The following is a 15,406-nucleotide window of genomic DNA, read 5'->3' on the forward strand; positions in this document are numbered from 1 at the left end:
CATGGGGATCAACGTCGGTTTCGACCTCGACCTGACGCTCGCCGACACACGCGCGGCGATCGCGGCCGTCTACGAGGCGCTGGTGCCGTCGCTCAGCACCCCCATCGACATCGATGTCGCGGTGTCGCGCATCGGCTGGCCGCTGGAAGACGAGCTGGCCCAGTGGCTGCCGGCCGACGAGATCCCGGCCGCGGTGGCGCTCTACCGCTCCCTCTACCCGGGCATCGCGCTGCCCGCCACCGTCGCCATGCCCGGCGCCCACGAGGCGCTCGCGGCCGTGCGCGCCGCCGGGGGCCGGATCATCGTGGTCACCGGGAAGAACGCGCTCGACGCCCGGCGCACGGTCGACGCCCTCGGGCTCGACGTCGACGAGATCGCCGGGTCGGTCTTCGGCGTCGACAAGGGCGCCGCCATCGCCGCCTTCGGGGCGGCGGTCTACGTGGGCGACCACGTGGCCGACGTCGAGGCGGCCCGCGCCGGCGGGGCGATCAGCGTGGCCGTCGCGACGGGCGGCTGCACCCCCGCGCAACTGGCCGAGCGGGGCGCCGACGTGGTCGTCGCCGACCTCGCCGAGTTCGTCTCCTGGTACACCGTCCGGGCGTCGATTCCCGCGTAATTTGACGGGCTTTCGGCGGTCACCCCGGAGCCCTAGTGGGCATAACCTACATCCATTCCCTTCCACGACAGTTTGAACGAGGTCACTCCTGTGCCCAGCGGCAAGGTCAAGTGGTACGACGAAACCAAGGGTTTCGGTTTCCTCACCCGTGACGACGGCGGTGAGGTCTTCGTGCATTCATCCGCGCTGCCCAAAGGCGTGGAAGCCCTCAAGCCCGGCCAGAAAGTCGAGTTCGGGGTCGCCGAGGGGCGGCGCGGCCAGCAGGCGCTGTCGGTCAGGGTGCTGGAGCAGCCTCCGACCCTGGCGAAGGCGCCGCGGCCGAAGGGGAAGCGCAAAAAGCCCGACGAAATGGTCGTCATCGTCGAAGACCTGATCAAGTTGCTCGACGAACTGTCGACCTCGTCCTACCAGAAGGGCAAACTCCCCGAACCCGCCCACGCGAAGAAGGTCGCGACCGTGATTCGCGCAATTGCCGACGACATTGACGCCTAAAAGGGATTTGTCAGCGGTTTCGTGTCCCCCGTCGCGGCCGGTGGCTGAGCCACCGGCCGCAATGGCACCGTGACCGCGGTCGACGCGCTCATGACCTTCCGCTGACGGCGCATGACCAGCAGCCAGACCAGCGAGACCGCCAGCAGGGTCGCCATCACCGCCAGCCCGGCCGTGCCCTGGGCGAAGAGCGACAACGTCAGGCCGATCAGGCCGCCGAACACCCAGGCGATCTGGAGCAGCGCCTCGACCACCCCGAAGGTCGACGACCTGACCTCCTCGCCGATCTCCCGCTGGACGATCGCGTCGAGCGCCAGCTTGCCCAGGCCCTGCGCGAACGCGCCGATGAGGGCGACCGCGACGGCCGTCCACAGACTGAAGAAGAAGGCCGTCACGACCGTGGTGATCGTCGTCAGCGCCAGCGTCGACAACACGATGAGCTGCGGCGAGTAGGACTTCACCCACGACGCCACGGCCGCGCCGAACAGGCCGCCGCCCCCGGCGGCCGCGGCGAGCAGGCCGAGCGTGATCTCCGGGGCCAGGCCCGGCAGGTGCTCGTCCTGGACGAGGAACAGCAGGAAGAAGACCAGGAACCCGGCCTGGATGCGGATCGCCGCGTTGGCCCGCATCGATTCGGCCACGATCGGCCCGACGTTCAGCAGGGCGCGCACGCCCGGCGGCTTCGCCGTCTCCTCCTCGTCGGGGGAGTCGACGTGGCGCGGCAGCCTTATCGCCACCACCCCCGCCACCAGGAAGAGCACCATCGCGATCCGCAGCACCCATTCGGCGCCCAGCCAGGCCACCAGGCCGGCCCCCAGACCGGCCGCGCCGCCTGCGGCGACCAGCGCGAACAGGGCGACCCGGGCGTTGGCGGTGACCAGCCCTATGTCGGCCGGCAACACGCTCGGCATGATCGCCGCCCGGGACACGTTGTAGGCCTTCGACAACACCAGCACCGCCAGGGCCGCCGGGAAGAGCGACAGCGTGTCGCCGTAGACGACGCTGGAGGCCATGCCCCAGCAGAGCAGGCCGCGCGCGAACAGGGTTCCCGCGATGACGTAGCGGCGGCCCGACCGGAAACGGTCGAGCACCGGGCCGACGAAGGGGGCGACGACGGTGAAAGGCACCATCGTCACCAGCAGATAGAGGGCCACCTGGCCGCGCGCCTGACCGACGGGCATGCCGAAGAACAGCGCCCCGGCCAGTGAGACCGTGATGAACGCGTCGCCCGCGCTGTGCACCGCGGTGACCTCGATGAGGCGGCCGAGACCGGTGCGGTCGGCGCCCTTCGCGTGGGTCAGCCGACGGCTGGCCCGCCCGACACCGGCGGCGCCGCGGCCGATCGACCGGCCCGTTCGTGCGGTCGCGGACATGATCGCGCGGCCCGCGTCACGGACCTTGCCCCAGGCACCCGCCACCCCATCCGCTCCTCTCGTGTCGAATTTCCAGTCTTACCGACGCACTTGGGTGCTGTCCGCTCTGGAGGAGGGTGAAAATCGCTCCTCAGGTAGGTGAAAATGGAGTGTGAGCCGTACCCGCGTGAGAACCCCCGTCGCTGACCAGGCCTGCGCCGCCGCCGTCGACCTGGCTCGTTCCGCGGCCGAGGAGATCGCCAGGCCGGGCGAGGTCGGCGAACACCTGGGGTTCGACGCGGAGGGTGACCGGGTGGTCACCCACTACTTCGCCTGCCTCGATCGAGCATACGAGGGCTGGCGCTGGGCGATCACAGTGGCCCGTGCTTCGCGTGCGAAGTCCGTCACCGTCAGTGAAACCGTGCTGCTGCCCGGCAAGGGCGCCCTGCTGGCGCCGACCTGGGTGCCGTGGAGCCGCCGCCTGCGCCCCGGCGACCTGGGGCCCGGCGACCTGCTGCCGGCCGAGGCCGACGACGACCGGCTCGCGCCCGGCTTCACCGCCGAGACCGACCCCGACGCCGAGACCGACCACCAGATGTTGTTCGAATACGGTCTGGGCCGGGCTCGGGTGTTGTCGGCCATCGGCCGCGACCTGGCGGTCAACCGCTGGCACAGCGGCGAATCCGGCCCCGACTCCCCGCTCGCGGCGGCGGCCCCCGCCCAGTGCTCCACCTGTGGTTTCTACTGGCCCCTCGCCGGCGCGCTGCGCCTGGGCTTCGGTGTGTGCGCCAACGAGTTCGCCCCCGACGACGGTAAGGTCGTCGCCGCCGACCACGGTTGCGGCGCCCACTCCGAGGCGGCCCCGGCGCCGTCGGCGGCGGGCGAGGCTCCGCAGCCGATCCTCGACGACCTGGGCTACGACCCCATGCCGGAAGGCTGACCTCCCTTTACTCCCGGAAGCGTGTGATGAACGACTTCTTCGGCACCACCCGCATGCGTGAAAACGTCCTCGCCGCCTGGACGGCCTCGCCCGCGCGGTTCCGCGAGGACGCCAACGCCGAGGAGGACTTCGCCCTCGGCGGCTACCGCGACCGCCTGATCGTCGAGCTGGCCCAGAACGCAGCCGACGCCGCGCTGCGCGCCGGGGTGCCCGGCCGGTTGCGGCTGACCCTGCGTGAGGGCGTGCTCGAAGCCGCCAACACCGGCGGGCCGCTCGACGCCGCCGGGGTCGAGGGCCTGTCGACGCTCCGGGTCTCCGGCAAGCGTGACGAGGCCGGTGCGGCCGGGCGGTTCGGCGTCGGCTTCGCGGCCGTCGTGTCCGTCACCGACGAGCCCGCCATCGCCTCCCGGGCGACCGCCGGGGTGCGCTGGTCGCGCGCGCTGACCACCGAGCTGGTCGCCGCGATCCCGGCGCTGGAAGACGAGCTGGCCGGGCGGGCGGGCCACGTGCCGCTGCTGCGGTTGCCCTTCCCGGCCGAGCTGACGGTGCCCGAGGGCTTCGACACGATCGTGCGGTTGCCGCTGCGCAACGCCGCGGCCGAAGACGCCGTCCGGCGGATGCTGGAAGAGACCAGCCCGGCGCTGCCGCTGGTCATGCCCGCGTTGTCGGCGATCGACATCGAGGTCGACGGGGTCTGGCGCAGCGTCACCGCCGCCGGGTGGCACGTCGTCGAGGCGTCGGGCGAGTTCACGCCCGAGCAGGTGGGCGACCTGTTCGCCGACCGGCCGACCGAGGAGCGGGCCCGTCCGTTCTGGCAGGTGCGCTGGGCCGTGCCGATCGCCGGGGCGGTCGACCACGGGCAGGCCCGCGCCTGGGGCGACCAGGCCCGGCGCGACGGCGAGGCGCTGCCGCTGCCGAAAGACGTGCCGTCGTCGGTGCACGCGCCGACGCCCTCCGACGAGCCGCTCGACCTGCCCGCCCTGCTGATCGCGACGTTCCCGCTGGCCACCGACCGGCGTCACGTCGCGACCGGGCCGCTGACCGACTTCCTGGTGCGCCGCTCGGCCGAGGTCTACTGCGACCTGCTGCGGTCGCTGCCGCGTACGCCCCGGCTGCTCGACCTGGTGCCGCAGGTGCTGGCGAAGGGGGAGCTCGACGCGGCGATCCGGAGCGAGATCCTCTCCCTGCTGCCCGACCTGCCGCTGCTGCCGGCGATCTCGGCGCCCGAGGAGCCGTCCGGGCGCTACGCCGAGATCGTCAACGGCCGGCGTGCGGCCGACGGGCTGGCGGCGGTCTCCTTCGCCGAAGACGACGAGATGGTCATCGCCGGGCGCGACGCCCGCGTGGTGGCCGGGCCCGGCGAGTTCCTGACGATGGTCGCCGACATGGTGCCCGGCCTGCTGCCCGCCGGGTGGCCGGTGCGCCACCACGCGCTGGCCGGTCTGGGCATCCGCAGGGTCGAGCTGGCCGACGTGATCGACATGCTCTCCGGCGACGCCGTGAAGGACCGCGATCCCGCCTGGTGGCGAGCGCTCTACCAGATGCTCCCGGCCGACGACCTCGAGGCGATCGGGGCGGTCGGGGTGCCGCTGGCCGACGGCCGGCTGGTCCGGGGCGCCCGGGGCACACTATTGCTGACCGACGGCGAGAAGGCGCTCGACGCGGCGCTGCTGGCCCCGCTCGGCCTGCGGATCGTCCACCACGACGCCGCCCACCCGCTGCTGTTGAGGCTCGGGGCGGCCGAGGCGACGCCGCGGACCGTCCTCGACGACCCGCTCACCCACGCCGCCGTCACCGAGTCGGCAGGGTCGGCCGACCCCGAGCCGGTCGCGCAGGCGGTGCTGGCCCTGGTCGACGCCGCCGGGCTGACCGCCGGTGAGGCGCCCTGGCTGGCCGCGCTGGCGCTGCGCGGCGCCGACGGCGAGGTCTACGCCGCCGGCGACCTGCTGCTCGAAGGCGGCGACCTGGCCAGGCTGATCGACCAGGAGGCCCCGTTCGCGGCGCCCGACCTGGTGGAGAAGTTCGGTTCGCGGGTGCTGGCCGCCGCCGGTGTGCTCGACGGGTTCGCCGTGGTCAACGACGCCGACGTGGTCCTGGACCCCGACGACTGCGACCACGACCTCGACCGCGAAGACGAGTGGCTCGACGCGATCCTCGACCTGCTGCCCGAGCTCGACGTGCCGCCCGTGGCGCGCGAGTTCACCGCGGTCCGCGACCTCGAATACGTCGCCGACTGGGCCGCCGCGCTGCCGCTGCTGGCCCGGCCGCCGCTGCGCGCCGCCCTGCAGCCGATGCGGGTGGTCGCGGGCGGCGAGGTCCACGAGGTGCCCTCCTACACCGGCTGGTGGCTGGCGCACCACCCGGTGATCGACGGCAAGCCGCCGACCTCCCTGCGGCTGCCGTCGGCCGACCCCCTTCTCTTCGGCCTGTACGCCGATGCGCCCCCCGTCGCCGACGAGGCCGCCCTCACGATGATCGGGGTGCGCTCCACCCTGGCCGACCTGCTCGCCTCCCACGGCGGCCCCGAGGAGCTCCTCGACCTGATGGCCGACGCCGACAGGCCCGTCGACCGGGCCCAGCTGCGTGCCCTGTGGAAGGCGCTGGCCGAGGTCAGCCCCGAGCGGGTGAGCCCTCCGGCGGCGGTCCGGGCGGTGCAGAACGGCGAGATCGTGGTCGCCGACGTCGACGGAGAGCTGGAGCCGGTCGTCGTCGAGGCGCCCGACCTGCTCGCCCTGGTGGCCGACCGGCCGCTCGTGCTGGTCGGGTTCGACCAGGCCGAGGCGCTGTCGGAGGTGCTCGACCTGCCGCTCGTCGGTGAGGTCGTCACCGGCGACGTCACCTCCACGGGTGCGGACACCCCGGTTCCCCCGCAGGTGCGCAGGCTGCTGCCGGGGGCGCCCGGTTCTTACGTGCGGCATGAGGAGCTGCTCGTCGACGGCAGGCCGGTGCCGTGGCGGTTCTTCGAGGGCCGGGTGCACGCGTCCGGCGTCGAGGGGCTGGCGCGCGGGCTCGCGTGGGCGGCCGGGCAGTGGGGCGACCGGCTCGCTGTCGAGGCGCTGCTGCGCGACCCTGACCGTGTGCCGCTCCTGCTGGCGGAGGCCGACCTCGACGGCTGAAACACTGCCAGGGTGGAACGTCATCTGATCAGTCACCTCGCGCACACCGACCACCCCATCGCCGCTCCGGTGAGCGGTCAGACCGTCACGCGGATTCTGCGCCGGGCCAAGCTCGGCGCCCAGCCGCGTGTCCTCGACATCGGCTGCGGCCACGGCGTCTGGACGCTCCGCGCCCTGGCCATGCACGAGGACGCCACCGCCGACGCGGTCGACGTGCACCGCGAGGGCCTGGAGTCGTGCCGGATCATGGCCGAGCGGCAGGGCCTCGACCACCAGCTCACCCTGCACCACATGCCGGCCGCCGACTACAAGAACGGCCTCTACGACCTGGTCATGTGCGTCGGCGCGACGCACGCCTACGGCGGTCTGGTGGAGACCGCCAACGCAGTCAAGGAGCACCTCAAGCCGGGCGGTCTCGCGCTGATCGGCGAGGGCTTCTGGGAGGTCCCGCCGAACGCCGAGACGCTCATCACGCTGGGCGCCGAACCGGGGGAGTACGCCGACCTGGCCGGCACCGTCGAGCGCGCCGAGAGCGCGGGCTACGCGACGGTCTACGCCTACACCAGCGAACTGTCGGAATGGGACGACTACGAGTGGTCGTGGACCGGCAGCCTGCTGCGCTGGGCGGTCGACCACCCCGGCCCCGACGGCGACACGGCGCGGGCGGCGGCGCTGGCCCACCGCGACATGTGGCTCAAGGGCTACCGGGGGGTGCTGGGTTTCGTGACGCTCCTGCTGAAGCGGACGAACTGATCTTCCGGTCGCGCCGGCGGACGAACCAGAGCCCGAAGAAGCCCATGCCGATCCCGGCCACGCAGGTCCACGAGTACCAGCTCTCGTCGGGCCGGAGGATCAGCAAGACGATGAGGGCGATCGCCCACAGGACGATGCCCACCGTGATCGTGGCGGAGTCGTTGGTCTTGAGGGGCTCTGGATCGGGCCGCCGCTGCTGGGTCACCCTGTCAGCCTAAACGTCAGCCTAAATCCGGCAGGTCACTACCGGCCCGCGTGAGGTTCGACGCGGCGCGCGTACGAAACCGCAACGAAAAAGTCACGTCGGCGACCTGGGTCTTTTCCCTGGTGGTAAGGGGTGTCACTCTGCGCACGTGAGTGACGTCAAAACCCCCCAAAGCACTAGTTTCCTCGACACGTATTTCAAGATTTCGGCTCGGGGCTCGTCGGTCGGCGCGGAGGTCCGTGGTGGTCTGGCCACGTTCTTCACGATGGCCTACATCGTCGTGCTCAACCCGATCATCCTGGGCTTCGTCCAGGACGCCGACGGCCAGTTCCTCGGCGACGGGGCGGCTCCCAACCTGTCGCTGATCGCCGTCGCGACGGCGTTGGTGGCCGGCCTGCTGACCATTCTGATGGGCGTGGTGGCGAACGTGCCCTTCGCCCTGGCGGCGGGTTTGGGCCTCAACGCGTTCGTCGCCTACGGCATCGCCTCCCAGGTCTCCTGGGAGGACGCCATGGGCCTGGTGGTCCTCGAAGGCCTGGTCATCCTGGTGCTGGTGCTGACCGGGTTCCGGACGGCCGTCTTCCACGCCATCCCGGCGAGCCTGAAGACCGCGATCTCGGTGGGCATCGGCCTGTTCATCGCGCTCATCGGCTTCGTGGACGCCGGATTCGTGCGCAAGACGGCCGCCCCGGCGCCGCCCCTGGAACTGGGCATCGGCGGCGGGCTGACGTCGTGGCCGATCCTGGTGTTCGTGGTCGGCCTGCTCGGCACCGCCCTGCTGGTGGCCCGCAAGGTGAAGGGCGCGATCCTGATCGGCATCGTCGGCGCGACGATCTTCGCGATCATCGTCCAGACGATCGGGAACATCGGCCCGGCCGTCGACGGCGACAAGACCAACCCGCAGGGCTGGGGCCTCAACGTGCCCGCGCTGCCGGGGCTCGACCAGATCTTCGCGCTGCCCGACTTCTCGCTGATCGGCCAGTTCAGCCTGTTCGGCGCGTTCACCAAGTTGTCGGTCGTGCTCGCCGTGCTGCTGGTGTTCACGCTGCTGATCACCGACTTCTTCGACACGATGGGCACCATCGTGGGCGTCGGCAAGCAGGCCGACCTCGTGGCGGCCGACGGCACGCTGCCGAAGACCAAGGAGATCCTGCTGATCGACTCGGTCGCCGCCGCGGCCGGTGGCGCGGCGTCGGTGTCGTCGAACACGACCTACATCGAGTCGGCCTCGGGGGTCGGCGAGGGCGCGCGCACCGGGCTCGCCTCGGTGGTGACCGGTCTGCTGTTCCTCGCGTCGATGTTCCTCGCGCCGCTGGTCAACATCATCCCGTACGAGGCCGCGGCGCCCGCGCTGGTGGTGGTCGGCTTCCTGATGATGACCTCGATCCGGGAGATCGACTTCACCGACCTGGAGATCGCGATCCCGGCGTTCTTCACGATCGTGCTGATGCCGTTCACCTACTCGATCGCCAACGGCATCGGGGCCGGGTTCATCACGTACGTGCTGATCAAGGCGGCGAAGGGCAAGGCGTCCGAGGTGCACCCGCTCATGTGGCTGGTGGCCGTGCTGTTCACGATCTACTTCGCGCTCGGCCCGATCAAGATCCTCTTGGGCTTCTGAAACTTTCAACTATCTACCGATAGATTGCCGGATCTCCGCAGGACTCCCCGCGTCGCACGGTTGGCGCATTGACCGCGTTTTGCGGCCAATTCTAGCCTTCCGTGCGACACGGGAGTTACCGAAAAGTTTCGGAACAGGAGATCCAGTGCGTACCTTCAAATGGCGATCTCTGGTGGCGGCGGCCTGCGCCCTCACCACGGCCGCCGCGACGGTCCTCGTCGCCACGCCGGCCTCGGCCAGCGCGGCGCTGCGCGTGCACGCCCAGGCGCGCGGCAAGTTCATCGGCACCGCGCTGGCGACCTCGCCGCTGGCCAACGAGACGGCCTACCGGAACATCGCGGCCACCGAGTTCAACCAGATCACGGCCGAGAACGCGATGAAGTGGAGCGACACCGAGCCGAACGACAACCAGTACACGTTCGGCGGGGCCGACCAGATCGTCAACTTCGCCACCGCCAACAACCAGCAGGTGCACGGCCACACCCTCGTCTGGCACAACCAGACGCCGGGCTGGGTCCAGGGCCTGTCGGCCACCAACATGCGAGCCGCGATGAACGAGCACATCGCGACGGTCGTGGGCCGCTACGCCAACAACCCCACGGTCGTCTCGTGGGACGTGGTGAACGAGGTCTTCGAGGAGAACGGCAGCTTCCGCTCGTCGTTCTGGTACAACACGCTGGGCTCCAGCTTCATCGCCGACGCCTTCCGCGCCGCCCGCGCCGCCGACCCCGACGCCCGGTTGTGCATCAACGACTACAACGTCGAGGGCATCAACGCCAAGAGCACCGCGATGTACAACCTGGTCTCGCAGCTCCGGTCGCAGAACGTGCCGGTCGACTGCGTCGGCTTCCAGTCGCACCTCTCCACCCAGTACGGCTTCCCGAACGACCTCCAGCAGAACCTCCAGCGGTTCGCCAACCTCGGCGTCCAGGTCAGGATCACCGAGCTCGACGTCCGCATCCAGGGGTCGCGCACCTCGGCCAAGGACACCCAGCAGGCGACCTACTACACCAACGTGGTGAACGCCTGTCTCGCGGTCACGGCCTGCGCCGGCGTGACCATCTGGGGCTTCACCGACAAGTACTCGTGGGTCCCGGACACCTTCCCGGGTGAGGGCTTCGCGCTCATCTACGACAACAACTACTCGCAGAAGCCGTCGTACACGGCGGTCCACAACGCCCTCGACAACGGCACCCCGAACGACACGACGGCACCTTCGACACCGGGCGCCCCGACCGCGTCCGGCGTCACCTCATCGGGCGCCACCCTGTCGTGGACCGCGTCGACCGACACGGGCGGCTCGGGTCTGGCCGGGTACAACGTCTACAACTCGGGCGGTACACAGATCGCGACCTCCACCACCAACTCGGTGACCCTGACGGGGCTGTCGGCCAGCACGGCCTACACGGTCTACGTCCGGGCGCGTGACGGGGCGGGCAACCTGTCGGCCAACTCCACCTCGGTCACCTTCACCACCACGGGCGGCAGCAGCGACACCACCGCCCCCACCACGCCCGGCGCGCCCACCGCCTCCAACATCACCTCGTCGGGGGCCACCCTGTCGTGGACCGCGTCGACCGACACGGGCGGCTCGGGCCTGGCGGGTTACAACGTCTACAACTCGGGCGGCACGCAGATCGCGACGTCCACCACCAACTCGGTGGCCCTGACGGGGCTGTCGGCCAGCACGGCCTACACGGTCTACGTCCGGGCGCGTGACGGGGCGGGCAACCTGTCGGCCAACTCCACCTCGGTCACCTTCACCACCACGGGCGGCAACTCCGGCGGCTGCTCGGCCACCGGCACGATCCAGACCCAGTGGGGCGGCGGGTACGTCGTCCAGCCGGTGACCGTGACCAACGGCACCTCCCCGCGCACCTCGTGGACGGTGACCTTCACCCTGCCCTCCGGCCACACCATCGTCGGCTCCTGGAACGCCACCCTCACGGTGTCCGGGAACACGGTGACGGCCCGCAACGCCGCCTACAACGGCAACCTGGGCTCCGGCGCGACCACGACGTTCGGCTTCCAGGTGGCGCGTCCCAGCAGCGACACCTCGACGGCGTCGGGTTACACCTGCGCCTGATTCTTGACCCGGGCACGGCCTCCTTCGGGGGCCGTGCCCGGCCCTTTTGGGGAAGGTATCCCTGAGCAGGAATGCCATGGTGTGCCATATAGTTAGCAAAGGTAATGACTCATGCTAACGAATCCTCAGAACACGGATCCGGCTGCGAACCTGCGCAGCGACGCCGGTCTGGCGTCCGCGCTGCGCGTGTCGCTGGCCCGGCTGACCCGTCGCCTGCGCAAACAGGCCGTGGGTCACATCCTGACGCCCACCCAGCTCGCGGCCCTGGCCGCCGTCGAGCGGCACACCACGATGACCCCCGGCGAGCTGGCCGAACACGAGAAGGTGCAGCCGCCCTCGATGACCAGGGTGGTCACCCATCTGGAGGAACGCGGCCTGCTGGCCCGCTCCCCCCACCCCACCGACCGTCGTCAGGTGACCCTGTCGGTCACCCCGGCGGGCGCCGCGCTGCTGAAAGAAGAACGCCGCCGCAAGGAGGCCTGGCTGGCCCAGCGCCTCGGCGAGCTGACACCGGAGGAGAAGGCGATCCTGCGCCGGGCCGCCCCCATCCTGGAAAAGCTCTCCCAAATGTGAGAAGGCTGCGCACGGCGGCCGACCTGGCGAAGTGGACGGGAGCTGGGGCGGTTCGGGAGCCCGGCCCAGCCCTGCCCTCCGGAGCCGGCCCGGGTTCGCCGGCCGGAGAACCGGGATCGGATGTGCTGCCGGCGGCGGAGACGCCGTCGCCCGCGCCCGAGGCCGCCGGGGACCCGTCGGAGAAGTCGGGCATGTTCCGGTCGTTGCGGAACCACAACTACCGGCTGTTCCTCTCCGGAGGCGTTGTCTCCAACGTCGGGACCTGGATGCAGCGCACCGCCCAGGACTGGCTCGTGCTGAGCCTGACCGGCGGGTCGGGCACGGCGCTCGGCATCACGGTGGCGCTCCAGTTCCTGCCGGTCATGCTGTTCGGGATGTGGGGCGGCGTGCTGGCCGACCGGTTCCCGAAGCGGCCGCTCCTGATGACCGCGCAGTCGCTGATGGCGGCGCTCGCGCTCGCCATGGGTGTGCTGACCGTCACCGGGCACGCCCAGGTCTGGCACGTCTACGTCATGGCCTTCACGCTCGGTCTGCTGGCCTGCGTCGAGGTGCCCACCCGGCAGTCGTTCGTGGTCGAGATGGTCGGCCGCGACGACCTGTCCAACGCCATCGCCCTGAACAGCTCCTCCTTCAACCTGGCCCGCGTGGTCGGCCCGGCCGTCGCCGGGCTCCTGATCAACTGGCTGGGCGGCACCGGGCCGCTGTTCCTGGTCAACGCGCTCACCTTCGCCTTCACCATCGGCGGCATGCTGCTGATGCGGACGGCCGAACTGCGCACCCCCGAGCCGGTCAAGCGCGGCAAGGGGCAGGCCAGGGAGGGCGTGCGTTACGTGATCGGGAAGCCGGACCTGCTGCTGCCGGTGCTCATGGTCGGGTTCGTGGCGGTCTTCGCGCAGAGCTTCACCACGTCCATCGCGCTGATGGCGACCGAGGTGTTCGACGCGGGGGCGTCGGCGTTCGGGATCGGCAGCAGCGCGTTCGCCATCGGGGCGGTCGTGGGGGCGCTGCTGGCGGCCCGCCGGGTCACCCCGTCGCGGCGGACGATGGTCGCCGCGGGCATCGCCTTCGGGGCCGCCCAGATCGTGGCGGCGGTGACGCCGGCGTACTGGGCCTTCCTGATCGCGCTCGTCCCGGCCGGACTGGCGATGATCACCGTGCAGACCATGGCCAACTCGACCCTGCAGCTCGGGGCCTCCAGCGAGATGCGCGGCCGGGTGATGGGAATCTATGTTCTGGTCTTCACGGCCGGGGCTCCGATCGGCGCCCCCTTGATCGGGTGGATCGCCGAGCTCGCCGGGCCGCGGGTCGGGATCATGGTTTCCGGCCTGCTCAGCCTGAGCGGGGTGGTGCTGGCCGTGTTGATCACCCGGCTGGTCGCGGCGCGTAAGGCCATGGCCCTCAACCCGGCGACGGCGTCGATCGCGGTCTGAGGATGGTCAGCGGCACCCCATGGGCTTGGCTAGGCTCGACGCCGTGGACCGTCCCCGCCGCTGGCTGCTGCCGACCGTGCTCGGCCTGCTGATGCTGCTCGTCGTCGTGGGCGCGCTGGTCCAGTGACCTGGTGAACGACCGCGCCTCCGGCGCGGCGGCCACCGCGTGGTGACCGCCGCGGCCGGGTGGATCAGCAGCAGGCCTGCTTGGGCTCCACGTCGAGGACTTCGACGCCGGCCGGAGCGCAGCAGGCCGGATCGGACTCCTTGATCAGCGTCGCCGAGTCGGCCTTGACCGTGTAGACCTCCCACGGTTCGTCGCCGGGGCCGTGGACCCAGACCTTGTCCTGGACGGCGTAGCAGCAGGCGGTGTCCTGTTCGTCGGCGGTCGCCAGGCCTTCCGCCGCCAGGCGGGAGGAGGCGGCCGTGACCGCGTCGGTCGTGTCGACTTCGACGCCGAGGTGGTCCATCACGGTCGGCCGGCCGGGCTCGCCCTCCAGGAGCACGAGCTTCAGCGGCGGTTCGGCGATGGCGAAGTTGGCGTAGCCGGGCCGCCGCTTGGCCGGTTCGGCGTCGAACAGCTTGCTGTAGAAGGCCACGGACGCCTCCAGGTCGGAGACCCGCAGGGCGAGCTGAACGCGGGACATGTGATCCTCTCCTTGTATCGATGAACATCTAAGTAGCCTTTCGAAGCACAGTTTGCGTTCCTGTATCGACCGATGTCAATATCGGCCTATGTCGAAGCAGAACCCGTTGCCGGTCATCGCGGAGGAATGCTGCGCGCCCCTGGCCCGTGAACCCATCAGCAAGGACGACGCGGCCGAGCTGGCGAAGGTCCTCAAGGCCGTCGCCGATCCCGTACGGCTGCGCCTGCTCTCCCTCATCGCCGCCCGCGACGAGGAGACCTGCGTCTGCGATCTGCTTCCCGAGTTCGACCTGTCGCAGCCGACGATCTCCCATCACCTGAAGACCCTCAGGGAAGCCGGGCTGATCGGCTCCGAGCGGCGCGGGACCTGGGTCTACTCATGGGTGATCCCGCAGGCGCTCGACCGGCTGTCGGCGCTGTTCGACACGGCGAGGGAAGAGGCCGGCGTCCGGTGACCTCCCTGGCACGACGCGCCATAGCGGAGTTCGTCGGCACCGGCCTGCTCGTCACGATCGTGATCGGCTCCGGCATCGCCGCCGCCCGCCTGTCCCCGAGCGACGTCGGCTTGCAACTGGCCGAGAACGCCGCCGCGACCGCCGCCGGGCTCGCCGTGATCATCCTCATGGTGGGGCCGGTCTCCGGCGCTCACCTCAACCCGGTGGTCTCCCTCGTCGACTGGGCACTCGGTCGCCGGGGGCGGACCGGCCTCACGGGAACCTCTCTTGGCGTCTACGCGCTGGCCCAGACCATGGGCGCCATCAGTGGAGCCGTGCTGGCCAACCTCATGTTCGACCTCCCCGCCGTCACGATCTCCGCCACCGTCCGGACCGCGCCGTCCCTGTGGCTGGCCGAAGCCGTCGCGACCGCCGGTCTGGTGGCTCTGGTCCTCAGCCTGACCCGCACCGGCCGCGCCCACCTGGCCGCCCCGGCGGTGGGGGCCTACATCGGGTCGGCCTACTGGTTCACCTCCTCCACCTCCTTCGCCAACCCCGCCGTGACCATCGGCCGCATCTTCAGCGACACCTTCGCCGGGATCGCCCCGGTGTCGGTCGCGCCGTTCATCGCCGCTCAACTCGCCGGCGCGTTCGCCGGCGCTGCTCTGGCCCTGATCCTCCACCCCGTGGCCGCACCCTCCACGGCTCCCGCCTCCAAGGAGTTCGCATGACCGCCGCCGTCCCAGAGGTTCTCTTCGTCTGCGTCCACAACGCCGGACGCTCCCAGATGGCCGCCGCCCTGCTCGACCACCACGGCAAGGGCGACGTGGTCGTCCGCTCCGCCGGGTCGGCCCCCGCCGACACGATCAACCCCGCCGTGATCGCCGTCATGGACGAGATCGGGCTCGACCTGTCCAGGGCGTTCCCCAAGCCGTTGACCGACGAGGCCGTTCAGGCGTCCGACGTCGTGATCACGATGGGATGCGGGGACGCCTGCCCGTTCTACCCGGGCAAGCGCTACCTGGACTGGGAGCTGCCCGACCCGGCGGGCAAGGGCGTCGACGACGTCCGCCCGATCCGCGACGAAATCGAGCGCCGGGTTCTGACGTTGCTCCAGGAGCTTTCATCGCCTATCGTCGATTGAC

Annotated in this window: 15 protein-coding genes; 12 read left to right on the forward strand and 3 right to left on the reverse strand. The window is 70.8% G+C overall.

The genetic code is table 11. The annotated features are described in order from the left end of the window. Position 1 precedes the first annotated feature (1 nt). Both GT755_RS32840 and GT755_RS32845 read left to right on the forward strand, forming a co-directional pair. Entirely contained in the window at positions 2-616 is a 615-nt protein-coding gene (locus GT755_RS32840) for an HAD family hydrolase (protein WP_161483712.1), read from the forward strand. 90 nt (positions 617-706) lie between these two features. Then, positions 707-1,108: a cold-shock protein gene (locus tag GT755_RS32845; protein ID WP_030452159.1), complete on the forward strand. Its 402-nt coding sequence runs from the start codon at positions 707-709 to the stop codon at positions 1,106-1,108. On the opposite strand, the gene GT755_RS32850 is transcribed toward GT755_RS32845, so the two are convergent. Next, positions 1,105-2,523, reverse strand: a complete 1,419-nt coding sequence (locus tag GT755_RS32850; protein ID WP_285589898.1) for an MFS transporter — start codon at positions 2,521-2,523, stop codon at positions 1,105-1,107. The two genes, GT755_RS32845 and GT755_RS32850, sit on opposite strands and share 4 nt — an antisense overlap. A 106-nt stretch (positions 2,524-2,629) precedes the next feature. Between GT755_RS32850 and GT755_RS32855 the strand changes: the two genes are divergently transcribed. The 3 genes from GT755_RS32855 to GT755_RS32865 are packed head-to-tail and all read left to right on the forward strand — an operon-like array spanning position 2,630 to position 7,266. Further along, entirely contained in the window at positions 2,630-3,397 is a 768-nt protein-coding gene (locus tag GT755_RS32855; protein ID WP_161483472.1) for a DUF3027 domain-containing protein, read from the forward strand. 26 nt (positions 3,398-3,423) lie between these two features. Further along, entirely contained in the window at positions 3,424-6,513 is a 3,090-nt protein-coding gene (locus GT755_RS32860) for a sacsin N-terminal ATP-binding-like domain-containing protein (protein WP_161483473.1), read from the forward strand. A 12-nt stretch (positions 6,514-6,525) separates the two neighbouring features. Then, complete coding sequence (locus GT755_RS32865) at positions 6,526-7,266, forward strand: SAM-dependent methyltransferase (RefSeq protein WP_161483474.1); 741 nt, start codon at positions 6,526-6,528, stop codon at positions 7,264-7,266. Here GT755_RS32865 and GT755_RS41695 read toward each other — a convergent pair. Then, positions 7,208-7,471: a DUF2530 domain-containing protein gene (locus GT755_RS41695; protein WP_161483475.1), complete on the reverse strand. Its 264-nt coding sequence runs from the start codon at positions 7,469-7,471 to the stop codon at positions 7,208-7,210. The genes GT755_RS32865 and GT755_RS41695 overlap by 59 nt on opposite strands. Positions 7,472-7,619: 148 nt before the next feature. On the opposite strand from GT755_RS41695, the gene GT755_RS32875 reads away from it, so the two are divergent. The 4 genes from GT755_RS32875 to GT755_RS32890 all read left to right on the forward strand — a co-directional run bounded on the left by GT755_RS32875 (position 7,620) and on the right by GT755_RS32890 (position 13,181). Then, positions 7,620-9,092, forward strand: a complete 1,473-nt coding sequence (locus tag GT755_RS32875; protein ID WP_161483476.1) for an NCS2 family permease — start codon at positions 7,620-7,622, stop codon at positions 9,090-9,092. Between the two features lie 145 nt (positions 9,093-9,237). Continuing rightward, complete coding sequence (locus GT755_RS32880; protein WP_328794672.1) at positions 9,238-11,178, forward strand: endo-1,4-beta-xylanase; 1,941 nt, start codon at positions 9,238-9,240, stop codon at positions 11,176-11,178. 111 nt (positions 11,179-11,289) lie between these two features. Beyond that, complete coding sequence (locus GT755_RS32885) at positions 11,290-11,751, forward strand: MarR family winged helix-turn-helix transcriptional regulator (protein ID WP_161483477.1); 462 nt, start codon at positions 11,290-11,292, stop codon at positions 11,749-11,751. Next, positions 11,748-13,181, forward strand: a complete 1,434-nt coding sequence (locus GT755_RS32890; RefSeq protein WP_328794674.1) for an MFS transporter — start codon at positions 11,748-11,750, stop codon at positions 13,179-13,181. The genes GT755_RS32885 and GT755_RS32890 overlap by 4 nt, the downstream gene beginning before the upstream one ends. 191 nt (positions 13,182-13,372) lie before the next feature. Here the strand turns inward: GT755_RS32890 and GT755_RS32895 are convergent, their stop codons facing one another. Next, a complete protein-coding gene (locus GT755_RS32895; RefSeq protein ID WP_161483478.1) occupies positions 13,373-13,828 on the reverse strand; it encodes an ArsI/CadI family heavy metal resistance metalloenzyme in 456 nt (151 codons plus the stop codon). An 88-nt stretch (positions 13,829-13,916) separates the two neighbouring features. On the opposite strand from GT755_RS32895, the gene GT755_RS32900 reads away from it, so the two are divergent. From GT755_RS32900 to GT755_RS32910, 3 genes are read left to right on the forward strand one after another with little or no spacing between them, the layout of a single operon-like run. After that, positions 13,917-14,282, forward strand: coding sequence for an ArsR/SmtB family transcription factor (locus tag GT755_RS32900; protein WP_161483479.1), 366 nt, complete (start codon positions 13,917-13,919; stop codon positions 14,280-14,282). Continuing rightward, complete coding sequence (locus GT755_RS32905) at positions 14,279-14,992, forward strand: aquaporin (protein WP_202610807.1); 714 nt, start codon at positions 14,279-14,281, stop codon at positions 14,990-14,992. Before GT755_RS32900 ends, GT755_RS32905 begins: the two co-directional genes overlap by 4 nt. Beyond that, a complete protein-coding gene (locus GT755_RS32910) occupies positions 14,989-15,405 on the forward strand; it encodes an arsenate reductase ArsC (RefSeq protein WP_161483481.1) in 417 nt (138 codons plus the stop codon). Before GT755_RS32905 ends, GT755_RS32910 begins: the two co-directional genes overlap by 4 nt. The last annotated feature ends 1 nt before the right edge of the window (position 15,406 follow it).

It is taken from the genome of Herbidospora solisilvae (genome assembly GCF_009901565.1).
Taxonomy (GTDB): Bacteria; Actinomycetota; Actinomycetes; order Streptosporangiales; family Streptosporangiaceae; genus Herbidospora; species Herbidospora solisilvae.

Bases quoted from the DNA above. Each gene is read 5' to 3' on its own strand.
- GT755_RS32840 (WP_161483712.1), top strand. From the start codon at position 2: ATGGGGATCAACGTCGGTTTCGACCTCGACCTGACGCTCGCCGACACA.
- GT755_RS32860 (WP_161483473.1), top strand. From the start codon at position 3,424: ATGAACGACTTCTTCGGCACCACCCGCATGCGTGAAAACGTCCTCGCC.
- GT755_RS32885 (WP_161483477.1), top strand. From the start codon at position 11,290: ATGCTAACGAATCCTCAGAACACGGATCCGGCTGCGAACCTGCGCAGC.
- GT755_RS32895 (WP_161483478.1), bottom strand. From the start codon at position 13,828: ATGTCCCGCGTTCAGCTCGCCCTGCGGGTCTCCGACCTGGAGGCGTCC.
- GT755_RS32900 (WP_161483479.1), top strand. From the start codon at position 13,917: ATGTCGAAGCAGAACCCGTTGCCGGTCATCGCGGAGGAATGCTGCGCG.
- GT755_RS32910 (WP_161483481.1), top strand. From the start codon at position 14,989: ATGACCGCCGCCGTCCCAGAGGTTCTCTTCGTCTGCGTCCACAACGCC.